Annotated in this window: 22 protein-coding genes; 5 read left to right on the forward strand and 17 right to left on the reverse strand. The window is 44.5% G+C overall.

All coding sequences use genetic code 11. The annotated features are described in order from the left end of the window. Window positions 1–49: 49 nt before the first annotated feature. From ACX0G7_RS07650 to ACX0G7_RS07730, 17 genes are all read right to left on the reverse strand, one after another. Window positions 50–1,516 (reverse strand): complex I subunit 4 family protein, encoded by a 1,467-nt coding sequence (locus tag ACX0G7_RS07650; protein ID WP_458922851.1) that lies wholly within the window; start codon window positions 1,514–1,516, stop codon window positions 50–52. Window positions 1,517–1,594: 78 nt separating this feature from the next. Continuing rightward, window positions 1,595–3,502, reverse strand: a complete 1,908-nt coding sequence (nuoL, locus tag ACX0G7_RS07655; protein WP_458922852.1) for an NADH-quinone oxidoreductase subunit L — start codon at window positions 3,500–3,502, stop codon at window positions 1,595–1,597. A gap of 106 nt (window positions 3,503–3,608) precedes the next feature. Beyond that, window positions 3,609–3,938 carry an NADH-quinone oxidoreductase subunit NuoK gene (gene nuoK, locus ACX0G7_RS07660; RefSeq protein WP_458922853.1) on the reverse strand — a complete coding sequence of 110 codons (330 nt, stop codon included), beginning with the start codon at window positions 3,936–3,938 and terminating at the stop codon, window positions 3,609–3,611. Between the two features lie 51 nt (window positions 3,939–3,989). Continuing rightward, window positions 3,990–4,490, reverse strand: coding sequence for an NADH-quinone oxidoreductase subunit J family protein (locus ACX0G7_RS07665; protein WP_458922854.1), 501 nt, complete (start codon window positions 4,488–4,490; stop codon window positions 3,990–3,992). Between the two features lie 62 nt (window positions 4,491–4,552). Next, on the reverse strand, window positions 4,553–5,119 hold the full coding sequence (gene nuoI / locus ACX0G7_RS07670) for an NADH-quinone oxidoreductase subunit NuoI (RefSeq protein WP_458922855.1): 567 nt from the start codon (window positions 5,117–5,119) through the stop codon (window positions 4,553–4,555). Between the two features lie 94 nt (window positions 5,120–5,213). Then, entirely contained in the window at window positions 5,214–6,293 is a 1,080-nt protein-coding gene (gene nuoH, locus ACX0G7_RS07675) for an NADH-quinone oxidoreductase subunit NuoH (protein ID WP_458922856.1), read from the reverse strand. 51 nt (window positions 6,294–6,344) lie between these two features. Beyond that, complete coding sequence (locus tag ACX0G7_RS07680) at window positions 6,345–7,460, reverse strand: NADH-quinone oxidoreductase subunit G (RefSeq protein ID WP_458922857.1); 1,116 nt, start codon at window positions 7,458–7,460, stop codon at window positions 6,345–6,347. A gap of 56 nt (window positions 7,461–7,516) precedes the next feature. Beyond that, window positions 7,517–8,872 carry an NADH-quinone oxidoreductase subunit NuoF gene (gene nuoF, locus ACX0G7_RS07685; protein ID WP_458922858.1) on the reverse strand — a complete coding sequence of 452 codons (1,356 nt, stop codon included), beginning with the start codon at window positions 8,870–8,872 and terminating at the stop codon, window positions 7,517–7,519. A gap of 10 nt (window positions 8,873–8,882) precedes the next feature. Next, window positions 8,883–9,329, reverse strand: a complete 447-nt coding sequence (locus tag ACX0G7_RS07690; RefSeq protein ID WP_458922859.1) for a copper resistance protein NlpE — start codon at window positions 9,327–9,329, stop codon at window positions 8,883–8,885. Between the two features lie 29 nt (window positions 9,330–9,358). Next, entirely contained in the window at window positions 9,359–9,850 is a 492-nt protein-coding gene (locus ACX0G7_RS07695) for an NADH-quinone oxidoreductase subunit NuoE family protein (RefSeq protein ID WP_458922860.1), read from the reverse strand. A 68-nt stretch (window positions 9,851–9,918) separates the two neighbouring features. Continuing rightward, window positions 9,919–11,142, reverse strand: a complete 1,224-nt coding sequence (locus ACX0G7_RS07700; RefSeq protein WP_458922861.1) for an NADH-quinone oxidoreductase subunit D — start codon at window positions 11,140–11,142, stop codon at window positions 9,919–9,921. A 12-nt stretch (window positions 11,143–11,154) separates the two neighbouring features. Beyond that, window positions 11,155–11,658: an NADH-quinone oxidoreductase subunit C gene (locus ACX0G7_RS07705; protein ID WP_458922862.1), complete on the reverse strand. Its 504-nt coding sequence runs from the start codon at window positions 11,656–11,658 to the stop codon at window positions 11,155–11,157. A 38-nt stretch (window positions 11,659–11,696) separates the two neighbouring features. Beyond that, window positions 11,697–12,272, reverse strand: coding sequence for an NADH-quinone oxidoreductase subunit B (locus tag ACX0G7_RS07710; protein ID WP_458922863.1), 576 nt, complete (start codon window positions 12,270–12,272; stop codon window positions 11,697–11,699). Between the two features lie 119 nt (window positions 12,273–12,391). Next, window positions 12,392–12,796: an NADH-quinone oxidoreductase subunit A gene (locus tag ACX0G7_RS07715; protein WP_458922864.1), complete on the reverse strand. Its 405-nt coding sequence runs from the start codon at window positions 12,794–12,796 to the stop codon at window positions 12,392–12,394. A 140-nt stretch (window positions 12,797–12,936) separates the two neighbouring features. Then, window positions 12,937–14,646, reverse strand: coding sequence for a tetratricopeptide repeat protein (locus tag ACX0G7_RS07720; RefSeq protein ID WP_458922865.1), 1,710 nt, complete (start codon window positions 14,644–14,646; stop codon window positions 12,937–12,939). 58 nt (window positions 14,647–14,704) lie between these two features. Beyond that, entirely contained in the window at window positions 14,705–15,646 is a 942-nt protein-coding gene (locus ACX0G7_RS07725; RefSeq protein WP_458922866.1) for a PstS family phosphate ABC transporter substrate-binding protein, read from the reverse strand. Further along, window positions 15,646–15,903 carry a hypothetical protein gene (locus tag ACX0G7_RS07730; RefSeq protein ID WP_458922867.1) on the reverse strand — a complete coding sequence of 86 codons (258 nt, stop codon included), beginning with the start codon at window positions 15,901–15,903 and terminating at the stop codon, window positions 15,646–15,648. The genes ACX0G7_RS07725 and ACX0G7_RS07730 overlap by 1 nt, the downstream gene beginning before the upstream one ends. A 314-nt stretch (window positions 15,904–16,217) precedes the next feature. Between ACX0G7_RS07730 and ACX0G7_RS07735 the strand changes: the two genes are divergently transcribed. The 5 genes from ACX0G7_RS07735 to ACX0G7_RS07755 all read left to right on the forward strand — a co-directional run bounded on the left by ACX0G7_RS07735 (window position 16,218) and on the right by ACX0G7_RS07755 (window position 21,822). Next, complete coding sequence (locus ACX0G7_RS07735; protein WP_458922868.1) at window positions 16,218–16,673, forward strand: low molecular weight protein-tyrosine-phosphatase; 456 nt, start codon at window positions 16,218–16,220, stop codon at window positions 16,671–16,673. 40 nt (window positions 16,674–16,713) lie between these two features. Then, window positions 16,714–18,117, forward strand: a complete 1,404-nt coding sequence (gene hisS, locus ACX0G7_RS07740; protein WP_458922869.1) for a histidine--tRNA ligase — start codon at window positions 16,714–16,716, stop codon at window positions 18,115–18,117. Between the two features lie 76 nt (window positions 18,118–18,193). Further along, entirely contained in the window at window positions 18,194–19,810 is a 1,617-nt protein-coding gene (locus tag ACX0G7_RS07745) for a DUF4836 family protein (protein ID WP_458922870.1), read from the forward strand. A 104-nt stretch (window positions 19,811–19,914) separates the two neighbouring features. Continuing rightward, window positions 19,915–20,556, forward strand: coding sequence for an ATP-binding cassette domain-containing protein (locus ACX0G7_RS07750; RefSeq protein WP_458922871.1), 642 nt, complete (start codon window positions 19,915–19,917; stop codon window positions 20,554–20,556). 63 nt (window positions 20,557–20,619) lie between these two features. Further along, window positions 20,620–21,822 carry an FtsX-like permease family protein gene (locus ACX0G7_RS07755; RefSeq protein WP_458922872.1) on the forward strand — a complete coding sequence of 401 codons (1,203 nt, stop codon included), beginning with the start codon at window positions 20,620–20,622 and terminating at the stop codon, window positions 21,820–21,822.

Consider the following 21,822-nt stretch of genomic DNA (forward strand, 5'->3'; position numbering starts at 1 on the left):
TTACTTTTTTCGCAGGTTTAAAAAACTCCCTCTCTCATCCTCACATTACTCACGGTTGTTTTATCGACATCTTCATCAGTATTGTATCCGCCACAGACTGTGTAAGTTCAAGCATAGGTTTCGGATAAACCCCGAATGAAAGTATCAGGCCCACAATGATCACAAGTGCCAGTGATTCGTTGAAGCTGATATCTTTTGCTGTAGCCGTCACCGCATTAGTATTACCGTAGAAAACCTTTTGAATCATATTCAGTGTGTAAATGGCAGATAGTATAATACTGATACCTGCAACAGCCGTAAATATCATATTGTATTTCGAAGCTGTTGAAGCAAAAATGCCGCTGAACATCAGGAACTCCCCGATGAATGCATTCGTTAATGGCAACGCAACATTAGCCAGCGCAACAATCACAAGCAGAAGCGTAAGCATAGGCGCCTTTTCCGCAATACCACCCAACTCAGAGAGTTTCCTTGTTTTGAATTGCCTTTCGATCAGTTCCACCACTATCCAGAGGCCAATAATGTTAATACCATGAGCGAACATCTGGATCATTACACCCTGGATGCCGGCTGCAGAGGGAACAAATATCGCGAGGCACATCAGACCGATATGCGCAATGGAAGAATAGGCAACCAGCCTTTTAATATCATCCTGCCGGATAGCAATCAGGGAAGCGTAAATCATACCAATCACCGCGAGCATAGCAACGGTGTCTCCCCATGCCCAGGTTGCCAGCGGGAGGATGGGAACCAGCCAGCGAAGTACGCCATATACACCCATCTTCACCATGATCCCACTTAGCACCATTGTGGTAGCGGTAGGTGATTGCTCATAGGCATCCGGCTGCCAGGTATGAAAAGGAAATATGGGCATTTTCACTGCAAATGCAATGAGAAACAGCCAAAAAACCCAGCTCTGTTGTCCGTAAGGAAGATTAAGATTATAAAATGATTGGATAGAGAATGAACGATCGGGTGTTTGAAAATACAGGTATAGTATTCCCACGAGCATCATAAGACTTCCAACAAACGTGTAAATGAAGAATTTGAAGGTGACTGGTATTCGTCTTTCACCACCCCATTTAGAACAAAGAAAATAAGTTGGTATAAGTGCAAGCTCCCAGAAAAAATAAAATAGCAACGCGTCCTGTGCTACGAATACACCCATCAGGCCAGCCTGTGTCAGTAACATCAGCGCATAGAAATTATTTGCCTTATCGTACCTGGTGAACCAGGTAGCAACGAAGATCAAGGGATAAGAGACAGCGGTCAGTAAGCAAAGCAGTTGACTCATCCCATCCAGTTTCACCGTAAACCTGCTGCCGAGTAAGGGCTGCCATTCTGCATCAGTCAGTAACCAGGAAGAACCTTTCAACACCGTAAGCCCAAGAATTGAGACAACTAACGTTACGATAGCCGAAAACAACGCCCATGACCTGGCCCCGCTTTCACTTTTGAAGAAAAATGAAGCGAAACCGCCAAGTAATGGAATAAGTATCAGTAGAACTGGTATCATATCAGATTATGAAAACTATTTAATATTCAAGGCAATCAGCAAAACCGGATAATCTCATCGATTATCATATTCCGTGCTTTATTTTTTTATGAAAAACTGGAGTACAAAAAATACCAGTATACCCAGCACCATCAGTAACACATAACTTCCCACCTGACCACTCTGAACCAACCTGATCTGCCTGCTGCCATATTGCAGAAAGCGACCCACCCCGTTCACCAGGCCATCTATCACTGATCGCTCCATTACATTGTTTAAGAATTTTGCAAATGAATTCATCGGCTTCACAATCGCAGCTTCATAGAGCTCATCTACATACCATTTGTTTGCAAGAAGCTTTGAAGCCCCATCAGCTTCGTTGAGCTCTGGTCTCTTACTGAACCGGTTGATGGCAAAAAAGATAGCAATGAGCGCGAGTCCAACTGAAATGCCCATCAGCATATATTCTGTACTATGTTCAATAGTATGCGCCTGTTGAAGTTTCTTTGATTGGGCAAACACCGGTGAGAGAAACTGGTCGAGTTTATGACCACCTTCCATAAAGATTTCAGGAATGCCTACGAAACCACCTACAACCGAAAGTATAGCCAGCACTACCAGGGGAATTGTCATTGCTGCGGGGCTCTCATGCAAATGATGCTCTTGCTCTTCCGTACCACGAAACTTTCCAAGAAATGTTGTTGCGTAAAGCCGGAACATATAATAAGCAGTCATCATTGCGCCGAGCACGCCAAGGATCCAGTAGATAGGGTTCGATGCCCAGGCTGCGGCGAGTATCTCATCTTTCGAGAAAAATCCGCTGAAAGGAGGAATACCCGCAATAGCGATACAACCGAGCAGGAAAGTGATGTGAGTGATCGGTAATTTCTTTTTTAATCCTCCCATGAACCGGATATCCTGCTCATGATGCATGGCATGAATTACTGAACCTGCACCAAGGAAAAGCAGGGCTTTAAAAAAGGCATGGGTCATCACATGGAAAACGGCCCCGGTATATGATCCGACACCGAGGGCAATAAACATATAGCCAAGCTGGCTCACGGTGGAATAAGCCAGGACCTTTTTTATATCATTTTGTTTGATCGCAATGGTAGCTGCCAAAAGAGCAGTGGCAAGACCGACAATTACAATTACAGTCTGCGTAACAGGTGCAAGGGTATATAAGATATTGCTTCGGGCAATCATATAAATTCCTGCAGTTACCATGGTTGCCGCATGAATCAGAGCAGACACCGGTGTGGGACCGGCCATGGCATCGGGAAGCCAGGTATATAATGGGATCTGGGCACTTTTCCCGGTTGCACCTACAAACAACAACAAGGTAATGCCGGTAAGATCGGTTGTTGACAAATCACTGAACCGATCAAATACACCTGCATTATCCGGTGTATGAAAAGTTACAGTGCCGAGTTTTGCAATGAGCCAGAAGATGCCCAGCAAAAAACCAAGATCCCCTATCCTGTTCATGATAAAGGCCTTTTTTGCGGCATTACCATATTCAATGTTCCGGAACCAGTAACCGATGAGCAGGTATGAACATAGTCCGACACCTTCCCAACCGATAAACATGATCACGAAGTTGCCACCCATAACCAACAACAGCATTGAGAACACAAACAGGTTGAGATAGGCAAAATACCGGGCAAACTGAACGTTGTTTTCCTCATGCATGTACGCAGTGGAATACAGGTGAATAAGGAAACCAACACCTGTAATGATGAGGAGGAATATAGAGGAAAGCTGATCAACCTGGAATGAAAAGGGTATGGAAAGTTTGCCAACTTCAATAAAATCAAACAAAGTGATCACCTGGTTATGTCCATTCTTCACTTCTATGAACACAAGCACACTTAATATAAAGGAGATCAAGATCACACCGCTCCCGATGATACCGGAGAGAGATTTTGACAAACCTTTCCTGAAAAGTCCGTTGATAAGGAACCCGGCAAGCGGCATTAAGGGAATTAAAGTAACCAGTTTGTTCATAATCCTGTTTATACTGAACGCTTAAAATTGAAATTCCTGGCAATGCGACAGACACTGCTTACTACAAATGAACCTGGGGACTCGTGAAAAGCTGATCCCACGGAGCTCAATGTTTAAGTCTGTTCAGGAAATTGATATCTACCGAATGTGTATTTCTGAACATCATTACGATAATTGCCAGTCCTACACAAACCTCTGCTGCAGCAACAACCATAATGAAAAACACGAAAAGCTGACCTTCTATGCCGGCATTGCTGTTCGCGGTGGCGGCCGCCACGTTATGCATTTTCGAGAAAGCAACCAGCAACAGATTCACAGAATTGAACATCAACTCAATGCACATGAAAACAATGATCATGTTTCTTCTCGTAAGCACGCCTGCGATACCAATGCAAAACAGGGCGATAGACAGAAAAATATAATACTCGATCTTCATAATTAATAATTGGTTCCTCTGATCCTTACTGACCTTTACTGATATACCGGCCTATTCTTTTTTACCAATTACCACCGCACCGACCATCGCACTTAAAAATAGCACACTGCTTATCTCGAAAGGAATCACATAATCTGTAAATAAAACCTTACCCAGGTTTTCAATCAAACCGATATCACTGCCACCATAAAGAACCATCTGCCCTTTCTTATCGGCATCTTTAAGCGCCGCCACGAGCACAAGTAAAAGGCAGCCACCAGCCACCACACCAGCCAGTCTGAGCCATTTATTTTTCTTGGGTTCTGTTTCAGCATTCAGATTCATCAGCATTATTACGAAAAGGAAAAGAACCATGATCGCCCCCGCATATACGATGAGATTTACAATGCCAAGGAACTGTGCATTCATGAGGATATAATGCCCGGTGATGGCTACAAATGTGACGATGAGCCAAAGTACACTGTGAACGGGATTCTTACTGACTACCAGCATAATGGCGCTACCAAGCGCCAGTACACTTAAAAAATAGAATAATATTTCAGAAACGTTCATGCAGTATTTCGTATTAAATTCTCCTTATTTATCAGGTCCGGCATCTGATGCCGGGCGTTTTATTAATTCTGTTGAGTTGGAGCCGCTGGTCTTTTGGGCCTGGTTCCTACTGCTTTCGCGTATTCTTCGGGGTTTTCCTTGGGATGCGGTATCAGCAGGTCATTTTTGTCATAGATCAAACCCTTGCGCTGGTAGTTAGCCGGGGCAAAAGTTTCACTCAGGTATATGGCATCTTTGGGACAGGCCTCTTCACACAAACCACAAAATATGCATCGCAGCATGTTGATCTCATATTTGGCAGCATACTTTTCTTCACGATACAGATGCTCTTCACCCTTTTTCCTTTCTGCACCTTCCATAGTAATGGCCTCAGCCGGGCAGGCAACTGCGCAAAGCCCGCAGGCAGTACAGCGTTCGCGGCCCTCCTCATCACGGTTCAAAATCTGCAATCCCCTGAAAACCGGGCTGAACTCCCTTTTTTGCTCAGGATATTGAACAGTTGGCTTTCTCTTGAAGATATGACTGAATGTAATCATCATACCCTTGGCTATATTCCAAAGGTAAAGCCGTTCCAAAAACGTCATTGGCTTACGCTCCACCCGCTTCGCTCTACTCGTTAATGCTTCCATAAAGCTGTTTCTCCGGCTTCCAGATCAACTGGTCGCTTTTTAGATTTCGCAAAAATATTTTTATACGGTCAACTGACCAATTAAGTTTTCAGGATCAGAACCCGTTTGCCCTGTACAATACCACTGCCGCAGTAACAAGCATATTGAACAGCGCCAGTGGTATCAGTGTCTTCCAGCCAAGATTCATGAGCTGATCATACCTGAACCTTGGTATTGTCCAACGCACCCACATGAAAAAGAAGATGAAACAGACTGTCTTAAATAACAGACTGGCTACCTGCAACAATGAGGTAAGGTTCTGGCCCCAGCTTTGAACAAGGCTTGCATCATTCACAAATGGAATATCATATCCCCCGAAAAATAATGTTGCCATCAGCGCGCTGCTGATAAACATGTTGATGTATTCAGCAAACAGGTAAAATCCCAGTTTCATGGAAGAATATTCCTGGTGATAACCCATATTCAGCTCATTCTCCGCCTCAGGCAAATCGAAAGGCGTACGGTTACATTCTGCAAAAGCACAAACCAGGAATATCAAAAAGCCGAGGGGTTGCATGAATATATTATACCAACCATCCATTTGCTGACCGACGATAACGCTTAATTTAAGCGAACCGGTCAGCATTAATAATGCGATCAGGGAAAGACCCATAGGAAGTTCATAAGAAATAGCCTGGGACGCTCCCCTGAGAGATGCCATCAGGGAAAACTTATTGTTTGAGGCCCAGCCACCGATCATGATGCCATAAACACCCATACTCACCACGGCAAAAATGTACAGAATGCCTATGTTTATATCGGCTACCTGGAGGTTTATCATCCTGTCCTGTCCAAACAAGGTAAAATGTATAGGACCGCCCCAGGGTACGATTGCAGAGGTCATGATCGCGGTGAGCATGGCCAGAGAAGGACCTAAGATAAATAGCGCTTTGTTGGAACTGTTGGGGATGATCTCCTCCTTCATGAAGAGCTTAAGACCATCAGCGAGAGGCTGTAATATACCAAAGGGTCCCGCCCTGTTTGGGCCGATACGATCCTGGATAACCGCAGCAACTTTTCTTTCGGCATAAGTCTCATACATGGCTATCACGAGGGAGATCGAAACTATAGATATGATGAGTATCAGCTTTTCTATGATAAATCCCCAGTCGATAGCAAGCAGTGTTAATTGCATGATTGTTTTTTATTCCTCTTGTTCTGTGTCAAATATGTTAGTTTCCCGCCGTTATGCCTGGTTCTGCAAATTTTTAGGTTCAAGCGGGGTATTGAAATCTTCTGAGTGTGCCGGGCCGTTGATTTCTGAAAGATGAATCTCTGGTTTATTAACGCCACTTACGGAGTGAATATCCATCAGTAGTCTCGGTGCACGGCCATGCATCACCTTTTCAATTGTTTCGGCGGGCAACGTAGTGCCCACATAATGACCGGCGGAAATTACCGACTGCCGGCTGATTCGGGTTGGTCCTTCAATGATCCATTCGCTTGTTCTTTTACGTTCGAACCGGCACTCATTACAGATCCAGTCCTCTACTTCGCCCCACTGATCCTTTCGTGCAGTTACACGGAAAACTTCATCTCCGCGGTACCATAACGTAGCTTTACCCTTACATTTTGAACAGTTGCAATGAGCATCTACAGGCTTAAGGAACCAGACCCTGTTCTTAAAACGGAAGGTTCTGTCTGTAAGTGCTCCCACGGGGCAAACGTCAATTACATTCCCTATAAAATCATTGTCAAGGGCCTTTTCTATAAATGTCGCGATCTGTGAATGATCGCCCCTGTCCAGCACACCATGCTCTCTTTTCTCAGTAAGCTGGTCAGCCACATATACACAACGGTAGCACAATATGCAACGTGTCATGTGTAGCTGGATATACGGACCGATATCATGTTTTTCAAAGGTGCGGCGTTCGAATTCATAACGAGTGCCTTCTTTTCCATGATCGTAGCTCAGATCCTGGAGATGGCATTCGCCGGCCTGGTCGCAGATGGGACAATCAAGCGGGTGATTGATGAGTAGTAATTCAACAACCCCTTTCCTCGCGTCGGTAACCTTTTCACTGGTGATATTTTTCACAACCATTCCGTCCATCACATTCGTCCTGCAGCTTGCCACGAGTTTGGGCATGGGACGCGGATCGGCGGTAGAACCTGCGGCAACTTCCACGAGGCAGGTCCTGCATTTACCACCACTTCCTTTCAGCTTGCTGTAATAGCACATCGCAGGTGGTGCAACATCGCCCCCGATGCTCCGGGCTGCATTCAGGATGCTGGTGCCGGGTTCCACATCAATGGTGATACCGTCAATTGTAACCTTTATAAGCTTTTTCTCTTCAGCCATATTATTGTTTATGCATCAGTCTCCCGACGATAATGCAGCATTTTTTGAATTAAAGACTAAGCCGGTACCAGTTCTGGTCTGGGATCCGCGTAATGTGCGAGACCAAAGTTCCTGACCTGGCTTTCTTCCGGATTTAACACATGCCATTCAAATTCATCCCTGAAATGACGGATCGCAGCAGCCACGGGCCATGCAGCAGCATCGCCCAGCGGGCAGATCGTATTTCCTTCAATCCGGCGCTGAATGTCCCACAAAAGATCGATATCACTCATTTTTCCTTTTCCGTATTCAATCTTCTTCAGGATCTTTTCCATCCAACCCGTTCCTTCGCGGCAGGGAGAGCATTGCCCGCAACTTTCATGACGATAAAACGTGGCCAGCGTCAGGGTATGACGAACCACGCACTGATCTTCGTCGAGCACAATGAATCCACCGGATCCCATCATGGTACCGGTCGCGAAACCACCGTCGGCAAGGCTTTCATAGTTCATCATCCTTGTTTCGCCTTTTGCTGTTTTAAACAACAGGTTGGCAGGAACGATCGGAACTGATGATCCACCCGGTATACATGCCTTGAGACGTTTGCCGTTTGGTATTCCACCACAATATTCATCGGAATAAATAAATTCTTCAACGGAGATGGTCATATCAATCTCGTAAACACCGGGCTTGTTGATATTGCCACAGGCAGACAGCAGCTTGGTACCTGTTGATTTTCCCACCCCGATCTTAGCATATTCTTCGCCACCCATATTCAGGATGGGCACTACGGCTGCAAGGGTTTCAACGTTGTTTACAACAGTTGGGCAATCATACAATCCTTTGACCGCAGGGAACGGTGGTTTGATCCTTGGATTACCGCGTTTACCTTCCAGCGATTCAATAAGTGCTGTTTCTTCACCGCAGATATAAGCCCCCGCACCGCGCTGTACGTAGATCTGGCAGTTAAAACCGGTGCCCTGGATATTTGTTCCAAGCCAGCCGTTTACATTGGCTTCCCGGATTGCTTCTTCCAGTATATCGACTATCCATGCGTATTCGCCGCGTATATAGATATATGTTCTTTCGGATCCAAGTGCCCAGGATGAAATGATGAGCCCCTCAATGAGCAGGTGTGGCAGAAACTCCATCAGGTACCTGTCCTTAAATGTTCCGGGTTCTGATTCATCAGCGTTACAAACGAGATAACGGGGAACTCCTTCGGGTTTTGCCAGGAAGCTCCATTTCATGCCTGTAGGGAAACCGGCACCACCACGGCCACGGAGACCGCTTTTCTTTACTTCTTCCACAACATCGGCCGGAGCCATTTTCAAAGCTTTTTCCGCAGCTGTATAACCACCGTTCTGCCGGTAAACATCATAGGTTTTGATGCCCTCAATATTAACCTTGTCAATCAGTACTTTTCTACCCATGGATTAGCTATTACTTCACTTTTTTCAATACATACTTTTCAGCTGACTTACCAGTCATGATCTTCCCGGTTTTATCGAGCTGCAAAAGTGCTGTATCTGTTTTGAGATATCGGGATTGTACACCTTCAAGATGTACAGTGTCACTGTGCATCATGAACTTGCCATTTATTGTTGCGTTTAATCCGGCTGTATCTTTTGGATTCTTACCGATGTAAGCGCTGCGTAGTTCAAAAGTTGTATCGGCAAACAGGGTGACGTTTGTTTCCACCCCGTCGCAATCTGCACATGGTATCACACCTGCATAAGCGGCAGTTATCACTCTTTGATAGGTTACCGGTGCCTGGGCTGCCGGCGTATCCGGTACAGGCACAACGGTGGCGTTGTTTTCCTGTTCAGCGGAATCGCCACAGGCACCCATGACCAGGGCCATGCTTAAAACTGCTACAATATTTTTCATTAGCTGCATATTTCAATCGAATAATGTTCCTAATTCGCCTGGCTACGACACTCTTCAATGATCTGGTCCACTTTCTCCGGGGTAAGATGCTCGCGGTAAAATTTTCCTAGCTGCATCATCGGCGCATAACCACAGGCGCCAAGGCACTCAACCGTTTTCAAGGTGAACATTCCATCAGCCGTCGTTTCTCCTACTCCTATTCCCAGCTTCTGTTTTATATAAGCTATGATGTCATCACTACCACGCAGCATACAGGGACCGGTCTGGCAAACTTCAAAAAGAAATTTTCCAACCGGCTTCAAATTATACATGGAGTAGAAAGTCGCCACTTCATACACTTCTATTGGTGCAATGCTTAACAGCGAAGCCACATAATCCATTGATTCCGCACTGAGCCATCCGCCAAATTCTTCCTGTGCCATGTGCAGCAGCGGTATCACCGCACTTTTCTGCTTGCCGGCAGGATAGCGGTTTATTATTTCCTGAACCTTACTGAGCTGCTGCTCTGAAAATTTCACCATATTATTAATATTGTCTGTTTGCTTCTGCAAATCAGCAAATGATTCCTTAACTACCTGTACTTATGATATCAGCCATCCATTTCACCCGCGATCAGGTTCAGACTACTCATCAGGATGATCGCATCACTTAACATTGAACCACGGCTCATCTCTTCATAAGCCTGGTAATAAATAAAACACGGCCTGCGGAAGTGTAGCCGGTAAGGGGCCCTGCCACCATCACTGATCAGGTAAAACCCTAATTCTCCATTTGCACCTTCCACAGAATTGAAGACTTCACCTTTCGGCATATCTATTTCTCCCATCACAATCTTGAAGTGCCAGATCAGCGCTTCCATCTTCGTATATACATCCTTTTTCTCAGGCAGATAATATTCCGGTACATCCGCATGGAACACGTCAGCTTCCTTGCCCTTAAATTCCTGCACCTTCTGATAAGCCTGTCGGATGATACTGATAGACTGGTACATTTCCTGGTTCCTGACCAGGAAGCGATCATAACAATCACCGGTTGATCCGATAGGTATTTCAAAATTCATATCCTCGTAACTGCTGTATGGAGTATGAACACGTACATCATAATCTACTCCTGCCGCACGAAGATTAGGACCCGTAAATCCAAAGTTTATTGCGCGTTCTGCACTTATAGGTCCTACACCTATGGTTCTATCCATGAAGATGCGGTTCCTCGTAAACAGGTTCTCAAATTCCTTTAAGACCTTTGGATATTCATCCAGGAATTTTTCAAGTTTCTGGAAAGCTGTGTTCGTAAAATTTCTTTCAAAACCACCGATTCTTCCGATGTTCGTTGTAAGACGTGAACCACAGATCTCTTCGTAGATCTCATAGATCAGCTCGCGGTACTGCATCACATAAACGAACCCGGTAAATGCACCCGTGTCCACACCAACAATCGAATTGCAGATGAGGTGGTCTGATATACGGGCGAGTTCCATGATGATTATCCGGAGATAATCAACCCTTTTCGGGGTCTTTACATTCAGTAACTTTTCGCAGGTAATATGCCAGCCCATGTTGTTGATAGGGGCAGAACAATAGTTCAGCCTGTCAGTCAGTGGCGTGATCTGGTATAATGGTCTTCTTTCAGCAATTTTTTCAAATGCACGATGAATGTATCCCACAGTCTGCTCGGCACTGACGATACGCTCACCATCCAGTTCAAGTATATTTTGGAACACCCCGTGAGTCGCGGGATGCGTCGGCCCCAGGTTGAGGGTCGTTGTTTGTTTTCCTATTGAACCTTCCGGTAATTTTATATGGTGCTCAGACATCGTAATAGTATTTTATCTTCCAAACATATCATCATCCTTGTCGATCCTTGTCTGATCTTCAAGGGGGAACTCTTTCCTCATCGGGAAATAGTCCATCTCGTCAACATTCAATATTCGCTTCAGGTTAGGATGACCAATGAAATTGACTCCATAAAAATCATAAGTTTCCCTTTCCATCCAGTTTGCGGCTGAAAAAAGGTTGGCCGCCGTAAAAACATCGGGGGAATTGATATCGGTAAAGATTTTGAACCTGATCCTCACGTTGTCGACCAGGTTGTGAAGATGATACACAACCGCCAGCTCGCGTCCCTGGTTATCGGGATAATGCACAGCCGTAAGATCAGTCAGGAATTTAAAGTTCAGATCGGGCTCATCAAACAGAAATTGCATCACCTTGAGGTTCATTTCCTTTGGAGCTTCGAAAGAGAGCATTCCGTATGATTCTTCAAAATTGGTGGCCTGGTCGCCGAATTTTTCAGTTAGTTTGGATTTTATATGATCGTAAGTTAGACTCATTTGAATTTTCTGCAGTTTAGCCGGTCTGGTTTCTTGGTTTATTGGATTCCGTAGCTTTCCATAAGTTCCTTGTATCTCTCGCCGTTTCTTCGTCTCAGGCTTTCTTTTCCCACCAGGTCCTGGACCCTCATAAAGCCGTCAATTACCGCTTCGGGCCTTGGCGGGCAACCCGGCACATACACATCTACAGGAATTATCTGGTCGATTCCCTGCAAAACACTATAGGTGTCGAAGATGCCTCCGCTTGATGCGCAGGCTCCCATGGCAAGTACCCACCGGGGTTCAGCCATCTGCAGGTAAACCTGTTTTACAATCGGTCCCATCTTTTTCGCTATGGTTCCCATTACCATCATCAGGTCGCACTGGCGGGGAGAAAATGCCATACGTTCTGAGCCAAACCTCGACATATCGTAGTTGGCCGCCATCGTAGCCATGAATTCGATACCGCAGCAGGAAGTTGCAAAAGGCAGTGGCCAGATAGAATTTTTCCTGGCAAGTCCTACAACTTTATCCAGTGTGGTTGCAAAAAAACCTTCGCCGGAATAGCCTTCAGGCCCTTCTTTCAGAAGTTTGATATTGTTTTCGCCGTTAATATTATATTGAACAGGTCGCATCGTTTAGAATTTAGTTTTTCAATCTTAAAAGGTAAATGTCGTTCCGATCCATCCGGTAATCATCGCTGATTTACATTGCTTCAATAACATTTATCTGCCTTGAAAGTTGTTATTTCCCGTTAATCTTCCCATCTCAGGGCACCTTTTTTAATGATATAGGTAAAGCCAGCAATGAAGAACCCTACAAACATTAAAACTGCGTAAAAACCGTTCCACCCCAGGTGTTTAAAATTTATAGCGTAGGGATAGAAGAATATTACTTCAACATCAAATAATACGAACAGTATCGCAACAAGGAAGTATTTTATTGCCATAGGCTGACGGGCATTCCCGATACTTTCAATTCCACTTTCAAATGTTGCCAGCTTGTCGGACGTACTTCTTTTCGGACCCAACAAATGTGTCAGGAACATGATACCACCCACCAGGACAAGGGCAAACAGGAGCTGTAATGCTATAGGGAAATACCAATAGGAGCTATTTGGGTCTTGAGCGGCGGCTGAGGCTTGTAAAAGGTACTTCATATTTAACCCGCATATTGGTTTAGGCGCAAAAATAAGACAGAGTGGTGACATTCCAAATGTCATTGTGTGAATTGCAAAATAAAATCCCGTCCCGGAAAACCGGGACGGGACTGATATAAAGAATTCAATATAAGACGGTTCTACTTCCCCGTCGAAGTCTTCTTTTTTGCAGGTGTTGCAGGCTTGGTACCTGACGGTTTCTGTGCTGGCTGCTTTGGCTTAGGTGGATTCTTCAGTTGGTTTATCGTGGCTGTCAGATCCGTTCTTGATGGATCAATGACGAGAATTCTTTCGAGATAAGCAACTGCTGAATCGGTATTTTTTGCCACGTTTGCATAATACTGGGCAAGATAGGTATTTGACTCAACCATGATGGCTTTCAGTTTCACCCGGGCTGAATCCGGAACGGTATCAGTGAAAGATAAAAGCTTTTTATACGGATCCACATACAGACCCTGCTCAAGCGTGGTGTCCTTGGCTACAGCCGTACGGGCGCACCACAAATATCCATAGATCTGATCAGGGTATTTTGTCTGGTAGACATTACAGAAGATGCTATCGGCTGTAGCGTAGTTCTTTGCAGTATAATTGGCAAATCCCCAGTCGTACAGGGCCTTCTGCGATGGATCCGGATCAATTTTGTAAGCCATTCCAAGCCAGTTTGCTACCTGTACTGAATCGCGCAGACTCTTGGCGAGATCAGCAGCTTTCTGGATGTATTTTACCTTGTTAGCTGCTACTGTGTCCATCTCGATCGCCTTCTGATAATTTGCGAATGCTTCAGCTTCGGCACCCGGAGTCTTTGAAGCAATTCTTCCTAATTCTTCATAATCCATTGGAAGAATCTCTTCGGGAGCTGCTTTAGTCAAGTAAGTTGTCATGGCTTGTTTTGCAGCGGCGAGATCGCCCAATGTATCATTTACGTAAGCAAGCATACGATACATTCTTGGACTAACTTTGTCTCCAAGTTGAGTAATTAACTCCGTTGCTTTGGCTTTCGCTTCTGCGAATTTGCTTGAAGCGTACAGGAAGTCAGCTTTCAGATATTCCTGTTCAGGGCCCTGATCGCTGTTTGCGACATACTGATCAAGATAGGGCGCCGCTTTATTAACATCCCTGAAGTACCAGTAGTAAAACAACTCATAATATGTTGGGGCATATGCAGGATCCAGCTTGATGGCATCTTCAAACGCAGGCAGAAAATACTCAGGATTATTTTGAGTAAGATATACTTTTCCAATACTACTTTTTGCGGCTGCATGTTTTGGATCGAATTCCAGCGCCTTGGTGTAAGAGGTTACTGCGTTACCACCATCAATCATCTTGCGGTAAGCATCCCCCATTAACATATAAGTTTCCGGAGAAGCGAATTTTTTGATCGTTGGCGCGATCTTGAGCTTTTCAATCGCATATGCTGCATCACCGGCAGAGACGTCAATATTCGCATTTGCAACCGCGTTGATCACATCAACTTCTTTGTTCTTGGTAAGGTTCAACGCAGTTTCAAAGCGTTGTCTCGCTTCATTGGTTTTACCTTCCATCAGCTCAATCTGACCCATTCCGGCAAGAAGCAAAGGAGCGTTGCCATTTTGCGTAAGGTATTTCTGATACAATGCTTTCGCGGCCACCGTATCTCTTAACGCATTCTTTTTATCGAGCAAAGTCTGACCCAGCCAATATACAGCCTCCAGGTTGTTAGGATTTGATGCCAGGACCTTGTCGAATGTTTCCTTTGCGCTTTTGAACCTTTCATAGTACAAAAACTTTTTGCCTTGCTCAACATTTTGAGCAAACAGCGCATTACCGGTTAAGGCCAATGCTACTACCAGACTTAACGATCGTTTCATCATTGTCGATTCCTGATTTTTAGATTTTGTAATTTATCGTGTTTATATTCGGTTTTCAGGGCTATTCTGTAATACTCATGTTTCTCACGTCAAACTGCATCCTCGTCGGCAACAAATACGCTCTCTTAAAAATCAATTGTCCTTTCTCGTAGATGAGAAAATTCGCAAATCCGCTGCCAAGACCCTTATAATTTTCTTTCAGAACATAATACAAAGGGCGTACCATCGGATATTTGCCAAGTGCGATGTTTCCAAGATAAGGATGAACATAGGTCCCGGTACAGTCTCTGCACTCGATCTGGGCCAGTTTGATTTTCTCCAGGAAGCTCAGCTGAGTGGTATCATCACTGTTACCTATCCAACTTACACCTATCATGCCAATTGCGTCATTATGGTTGGATACATATTCTATTACTGCCTCGCTGTTAGCGGCCCCCACGATATTTTTGCTCAATGCCTCACCTTTCAGCAGCGTATCCCTCACATATCTAACGGTGCTGGTTTGCCTTGCGCCGTCAAGCAATACCTTATACGGGTATTTGCTGGTCCCCTTTAGCATTCCCTGCAGCTCCGGAATAGTAAAAAGCGTGTCTTTCGATTGTTTATTTACTATAACGGCCACGGCGTCAACAGCTAATGATCCAAATGCCGGTTTAAATTTGTATTTATCAGTCATCAGCTTCTCCTCTTCCCGCGTTGGACTACGCGTAACAATCACCAGGCGGACACTGTCGTTCATAAGATCCCTCAAACATTCTGCTTCCGGCTTATAATCAACAATGATCTTCGCTTCCGGATGCTGGGCCTGGAATACCTTCACCTGCGAGTCCATAACCGGCTTGAAAGATTCGTCCACACTTATCGTGATTGTCCCGCTTGTGAGGGTCTCCTGGGAACCAGCGCCGGCTGAATCGTCGCAAGATGACAGGAAAACGCCGAAAACGAAAAAAGGAAGCAACAACAATAAACTCGTCCCCCTTAGGGACGTCCTTGAATTCCGCATTAATTAATATAATTTTTCCTGTAACCCCTGTAAATTCTGAATAACCCGTAAAGAATACATAATCCTCCAAAGATGTAGGAAAATGGTGGCACGGGAAAAGCGAGCTCAAAACCAAGTTGTCGCGAAAACAGGAAAAATCCACCTATTGCAAAATAAATCAGCCCCATACCGAAATCCATTATCGATCTCCGGGTGCTATATGCCCTAAGCTTCCTCTTTTCATAGTCATCATGCGACTTCTGTTCGAATTCGTTCATATTAGATTTTTTCAGGGGTTCGGGCAAGTTATGAAATTACCTTCAAAAAAAACTTCACAGGGATTGAAGAATGGCTTCCTTTTAAATAATCAGTAATAACAAAAGTTGAGTTTCCGAAGCTATGATTAAATGAACGCTATCTCATATTTAAAAAAATCATACCATATCCCAAATTCCCACGTCAAGAAAAAGCTCCAAAACCGTTTAAAAAACTTCAGATACTTATATATAGATGCAGCTCAACGAGTCATTCCATAACATGAAAAGTTAAATACCCCTCCGAAAACCCCGGCCTTAAAACTATCTTTGCGAACATGAAAATTTTGATGGTCTGCCTGGGTAACATATGCCGCAGTCCGCTGGCAGAAGGAATCCTGAAACACAAGGCAAAAGCAGCAAACAGGGATTGGATTATAGATAGTGCCGGCACCAACGGCTATCATATAGGTGAAGCGCCTCACCGTCTGTCTCAAAAAGTTGCCAGGCTCAATGGAATTGATATATGCAGTCAGAAAGCGACCCAGTTCAAACCGGCCGACTTCAAAAATTATGATATCATCTATGCAATGGCCGATGAAGTAATCACCGAAATGAAATGGATAGCAGGAAAAAACTATGATGGTTCAAAAGTGAAGTTATTGATGGATGAACTCTACCCCGGCAAACGAATGGACGTGCCCGATCCCTGGTATGGAACCGAGCCGGGTTATCATGAAGTATATAAGATGATCAATGAGGCCTGCGATGCTATCTTAAGGAAATATGATTGATTCCGTAATATTTTTATCAACTACCCTACCAATATAAAAAATGAGTATAAAAGTTTCATTGCCACAAGGTACCCGTGATTTTGGTCCCGATGTGGTCAGGAAGAGAAATTATATCCTGGATACGATCCGGAAGGTTTTCGAGGTCTATGGATTTCAGCCGCTGGAAACCCCGGCCATGGAAAATCTTGAAACACTGATGGGCAAATATGGTGAAGAAGGAGACAAGCTCATTTTCAAGATCCTTAATAATGGATTGAATGATCCAAAAAATACCGAAAAGGCGAACCTCGGCTTTCAAAACGTGTTGCAGGGAAAAAACGACCAAAGACTAACTGAACGGGCGTTGAAATATGATCTTACTATACCTTTCGCCCGTTATGTAGCAATGAATCATGGTCAGCTTGCCATGCCATTCAAAAGATACCAGGTGCAGCCTGTATGGAGAGCGGACCGGCCACAACGGGGACGATACCGCGAATTTGTTCAATGTGATGCTGATGTAGTCGGAAGCAAAAGCCTGGTTAATGAAGTTGAGCTGGCTGGTATATATGCAACGGTCTTTGAAAAATTGGGGATAGATGTTGAATTGAAAATAAACAGCAGGAAGATACTGGCAGCCCTTGCAGAACATTGCGGAGGGGCAGGAAAGCTGACTGATATCACGGTCGCCATTGATAAGCTTGATAAAATTGGCCTGGAGAAAGTCGCTGGCGAACTTGCGGAGCGGGGTTTAACAGGTGAACAGATAAATGTTATTAAAACATACCTGTCAATATCCGGCAGCAACAGCGAGAAGCTTCTGAAATTAAAAGATCTTATACCAGGCGAGGGAGCAAGTGAAGGCATAGCTGAACTTGAGTACCTGCTGGATTATCCGGCAACAAACTACCAGGATAACCTGGTTGTGGACCTGACACTGGCGCGGGGACTTAACTATTATACGGGTTTAATATTCGAGGTGAAAGCAAAAAATGTGCAGATGGGAAGTATCGGAGGCGGTGGAAGGTATGATGATCTTACTGGCCTGTTCGGAGTCCCGGGCATACCCGGTGTTGGAATTTCTTTTGGGGTGGACAGGATCTATGATGTGATGGACGAATTGAACCTTTTCCCCGCGGCGGTTCAAACCGGCACACAGGTGCTTTTTTTTAACCTGGGTGAGGCTGAAAGCAGAGCAGGATTCCGAATGGTTCAAGAGCTGCGTGAACACGGAATTGCTTCCGAGCTTTATCCCGAGCCCGCCAGGATTGACAAACAATATAAATACGCAGAAAAAAAACAGATACTCTTTACCGTTAGTATTGGTAAAAAAGAACTCGAAGATCAAAATTGTGTGGTTAAAAATCTCAGGTCTAAGGAACAGCTGACCATGCCATTATCGGAACTAGTGTCGTTTTTTGACCCGCAAAACATCACACCTGATAACAAACAAATAAGCTCCTGACCTCCGGATAATCTATAACAAAGTCAAACGAATGAGCACCTACATTCAGATAATATAACAAAATCAAACCTTAAATATGAAACGTAATGTTTTTTCCGTTGCTGTGTTTGCTGTGATTACAGTAGTAGCAATATCCTGCGGCCGTGGTGATAAATCCGGCCTTGCCATCCCTAAAGATGCATCCATTGTTGTTCACATCAATTCCGGTGGACTAACAAAGAAATTATCCTGGAATGAAATCAAAAGCACAAACTGGTTCAGGGAGATCTACGCTGAAGCAGATGACTCGCTTGCTAAAAAAATGATGGATGATCCCGCAGCTTCCGGAGTTGACACTGAAAAGGACCTTGCATTTTTTGTGAAAAGACAGGGCCGCGGTGGCTACATGGTCTTTGAAGGTTTTGTAAAGGACGCGGCAGCATTTGAGGCCTTTAATAAGAAAATAAACGATGGAGCGGCATCAACAAAATCCGGTGATCTGCATCTCATGAAAATTAAAGAGAACGGTGTACTCAGCTGGAACGAGTCAAGATTCGTTTATGTATTGAACGCGCCGAATATGGGTGGCTTCTCCCCGATGAGCCAGGGTGTGCAGCAGGCTCCGTACTCATTCCCGGCTGATAGTCTCCAGATGTTTGGCACCATCTTATATGATCTTCCTTCAGATCAGAGCATGTATGAAGATGACCGTTTCGCAGCGACTATGAAAGAGGCTGGTGATATGCATGTGTGGATGAACAATGAAAAGAATTCGGGAGCCATGGCTGAAGGCATGTTATCTATGCTGAAGGTAAACGCCCTTTTTGATAAGAATGCAACAGGTATGTCTGTTAACTTTGAAGACGGAAAGATTGCAATCAGGTCAAAACAGTTTTTCAACAAGGACGTTTTGAAGCTGCTGGAAAAATACCCGGCTAAAAATATATCTGCCGATGTTATTAATCGCATCCCCTCACAAAATGTAGCTGCAGCAATTGTGATGAACTATCCGCCGGAGGGTTTAAAAGAGTTTATGAAGCTCTTTGGATTTGATGGTGCCGTTAATGGTTTTATGCAACAGGTCGGATACAGTGTTGACGAATTTGTAAAGGCAAATAAAGGGGAATTGATCGTAGCTGTCAGTGACCTTAAACCTTATTCAGGTCCTGACTCTGCTCCCACTAATCCTGACGGATCTATGGGTGCAACACCGAACATGACTCCTGAGTTAAATTATCTTTTTGCAACCTCGATCAATGATAAGCCGGCATTTGATAAAATGGTAGGCATAATCGCAGGGCAGGTCGGCGACATCACCCAGAGTGGTGGTTTTCCAAAGCTTAACTATAGTATGAATAATAACTGGTTCGCAGCCGGTAATTCCCAGGAGCAGGTAACGAAATTCCTTGCAGGCGGAAATAACAACCAGGCTTTTGCCTCAAAAATTACAGGCCATCCTTTCGGAGCTTATGTTGATTTGCAGAAGATCATGATTTCAGGATTTGCCGGTGCCAAAGATACCGCCAGCAAGGCCAGCCTGGATCTCTCCTTAAAGATGTGGCAGGATATCCTGGTTACAGGAGGTAACCTGAAAAACGACGCTTTGAATTATGACGTTGAAATAAACCTGGTTAATAAATCGACCAACAGCCTGAAACAGCTGAACCAATACGCTGATCAGATGTCACTCAACAAAAAGAAAAAAGCATTCTGATAATTTGGAAGGATGGTCAGCGGTGACCATCCTTTTTTTTGACCCGGTCTTAAAAGTAACGTTCCGGCCTTTAGCGCCGTGGTTCAGGTAAGTTGGAAGATCTTATGGATTTTGAAATTCAGCAATTACTGCCCGCCTGGTTTACCGGTACCCAGTCTGAAAACTCACAGGTCTGGTTACAGGATTTATCTTTTAGCCAGGGCGAACTGATCGAGATTGTGGCCCCTTCAGGCAGCGGTAAAACATCACTCATTCATTTCCTGTACGGATTACGCAGCGATTACAAAGGCGTGATACGATATAACAAGAAAGAATTAAGTTCGGCCGGGCATGAAGCCATGTCGCAGTACCGGAAAGACCATCTGAGTGTTGTATTCCAGGATATGCGTTTGTTTAATGGATTATCAGTATTTCAGAATATCGAGATCAAAAGACAACTTGCTCCCTTTCACGAACAGAGCCCGGTAAACGAAATGGCCTCACGGTTAGGAATAGCCGATAAGCTGGATGCTTTATGTGGAAACTGTTCATATGGCGAGCAGCAACGAATAGTAATTATAAGGGCCCTGATGCAACCTTTCGATATACTGCTTATGGATGAGCCATTCAGTCACCTGGATAAAAAAAATGCGGAGAAGGCGATGGAACTCATCCTGGAAGAAGTGCGTAAAAGAAATGCTACCGTTATCTTTGCCGACCTGGAACAAACTCCCTTTTATCCGAAAAGCAGGTTACTTAACTTATGAATCTCCGGTTGACAACTCATAACTTACTCATCACTCATCACCCATAACTCATCACAGATTTTTTTGCCCCTGTCATATAATAATATAAGGCCCCTGATTCAAAGCAGTACCAGCCGCTACTCGAGGATATCTTCTTACCTCGGTCTCGGCATTGGCGTACTGTTGCTGCTATCTTCCGTACAGATGTTCCTGAACATCCAGGAATTGCTTGGCAATAAAAGCCCCCGCAAAGACAACTTCGATTTTATCTCGATCAGCAAGACCATCACGAATGAAACGATGGGCCAGCTTGATAAAAATCTTTTCCAGGAAAATGAGATCAGGGAAGTCGCGGACCAGCCTTTTATTGATGGTGTAGGGCCACTGATTGCAAATAGATTCAGGACACAGTTGAGCATAGACAGGATCATTCCATTCAGTACAGACTTTTTTGTAGAAGCACTTGATAATTCTTTTATCGATACCGTGCCGCCAAATTTCACCTGGTCAGAGGGACAACAGATCATCCCCGTGATTCTTTCTTCTGATTTCATGGAGATATACAATGTATTCGCCCCGGGTTATGGCCTGCCACAGGTTTCGGAAGCAACTGCTTCACAGCTGATCGTTAACATCAATTGCTTTGGAATAAATGGTAAGCAGCAAACCTTTAAAGCAACCATAGTTGCCTACAGTGACCGGATCAATTCAGTGTTGGTACCGGCTTCTTTTCTGACCTGGGCAAACCGGGAATTCGGGAACGCAACAGACGTGAAAGCTACAAGATTATTCCTGCGGACAAAGGACGCCAATGATCCTGAATTGCTATCGTTTCTTGATTCAAAAAACTATAAAGTAAATAAGGACAGGACGAAATTCGGACGCGTAAAACAGGTTCTCCAGGCAATCTTTACGGGTCTTGGTTTTTTTGGACTGATGGTCGTTATGCTGGCGCTGATGTTATTTTCATTTTACCTGCAGCTTATGATTGCAAGGAGCCGGGACAGTCTTGATCTGTTGATAACGCTCGGGTATTCCCCTTCGTGGCTCAGCAAAAAAGTGTCCGGGCAATTCGTTCCGGCTTATATTATCATAGTTGTAACTGCCGTGGGTTTCACACAGCTGTTTCAATGGCTGTTTCATCATTATGTTCTGGCAGACAGGCCGGAGCTATCTCCGTTTGTTTCGTGGATAGTACTGCTTGTTGCCTTAAGTCTTATACTCCTTTCAATCATCACCAATCAAAGAATGATTAAAAAGTTATTGTTACGGATCTCGACGGTTTAG

Source organism: Flavitalea antarctica (assembly GCF_054461535.1).

Excerpts from the sequence above, each read along its gene's own strand:
- ACX0G7_RS07730 (WP_458922867.1), bottom strand. The coding sequence starts at position 15,903 with ATGAACGAATTCGAACAGAAGTCGCATGATGACTATGAAAAGAGGAAG.
- ACX0G7_RS07700 (WP_458922861.1), bottom strand. The coding sequence starts at position 11,142 with ATGTCTGAGCACCATATAAAATTACCGGAAGGTTCAATAGGAAAACAA.
- ACX0G7_RS07665 (WP_458922854.1), bottom strand. The coding sequence starts at position 4,490 with ATGAACGTTTCTGAAATATTATTCTATTTTTTAAGTGTACTGGCGCTT.
- ACX0G7_RS07750 (WP_458922871.1), top strand. The coding sequence starts at position 19,915 with ATGGATTTTGAAATTCAGCAATTACTGCCCGCCTGGTTTACCGGTACC.
- hisS (WP_458922869.1), top strand. The coding sequence starts at position 16,714 with ATGAGTATAAAAGTTTCATTGCCACAAGGTACCCGTGATTTTGGTCCC.
- ACX0G7_RS07705 (WP_458922862.1), bottom strand. The coding sequence starts at position 11,658 with ATGAGTCTAACTTACGATCATATAAAATCCAAACTAACTGAAAAATTC.
- ACX0G7_RS07720 (WP_458922865.1), bottom strand. The coding sequence starts at position 14,646 with ATGATGAAACGATCGTTAAGTCTGGTAGTAGCATTGGCCTTAACCGGT.
- ACX0G7_RS07745 (WP_458922870.1), top strand. The coding sequence starts at position 18,194 with ATGAAACGTAATGTTTTTTCCGTTGCTGTGTTTGCTGTGATTACAGTA.
- ACX0G7_RS07715 (WP_458922864.1), bottom strand. The coding sequence starts at position 12,796 with ATGAAGTACCTTTTACAAGCCTCAGCCGCCGCTCAAGACCCAAATAGC.
- ACX0G7_RS07680 (WP_458922857.1), bottom strand. The coding sequence starts at position 7,460 with ATGGCTGAAGAGAAAAAGCTTATAAAGGTTACAATTGACGGTATCACC.
- nuoF (WP_458922858.1), bottom strand. The coding sequence starts at position 8,872 with ATGGGTAGAAAAGTACTGATTGACAAGGTTAATATTGAGGGCATCAAA.
- ACX0G7_RS07710 (WP_458922863.1), bottom strand. The coding sequence starts at position 12,272 with ATGCGACCTGTTCAATATAATATTAACGGCGAAAACAATATCAAACTT.
- nuoK (WP_458922853.1), bottom strand. The coding sequence starts at position 3,938 with ATGAAGATCGAGTATTATATTTTTCTGTCTATCGCCCTGTTTTGCATT.
- ACX0G7_RS07690 (WP_458922859.1), bottom strand. The coding sequence starts at position 9,329 with ATGAAAAATATTGTAGCAGTTTTAAGCATGGCCCTGGTCATGGGTGCC.
- nuoH (WP_458922856.1), bottom strand. The coding sequence starts at position 6,293 with ATGCAATTAACACTGCTTGCTATCGACTGGGGATTTATCATAGAAAAG.
- ACX0G7_RS07725 (WP_458922866.1), bottom strand. The coding sequence starts at position 15,646 with ATGCGGAATTCAAGGACGTCCCTAAGGGGGACGAGTTTATTGTTGTTG.
- ACX0G7_RS07650 (WP_458922851.1), bottom strand. The coding sequence starts at position 1,516 with ATGATACCAGTTCTACTGATACTTATTCCATTACTTGGCGGTTTCGCT.
- ACX0G7_RS07695 (WP_458922860.1), bottom strand. The coding sequence starts at position 9,850 with ATGGTGAAATTTTCAGAGCAGCAGCTCAGTAAGGTTCAGGAAATAATA.
- nuoI (WP_458922855.1), bottom strand. The coding sequence starts at position 5,119 with ATGGAAGCATTAACGAGTAGAGCGAAGCGGGTGGAGCGTAAGCCAATG.
- nuoL (WP_458922852.1), bottom strand. The coding sequence starts at position 3,502 with ATGAACAAACTGGTTACTTTAATTCCCTTAATGCCGCTTGCCGGGTTC.
- ACX0G7_RS07735 (WP_458922868.1), top strand. The coding sequence starts at position 16,218 with ATGAAAATTTTGATGGTCTGCCTGGGTAACATATGCCGCAGTCCGCTG.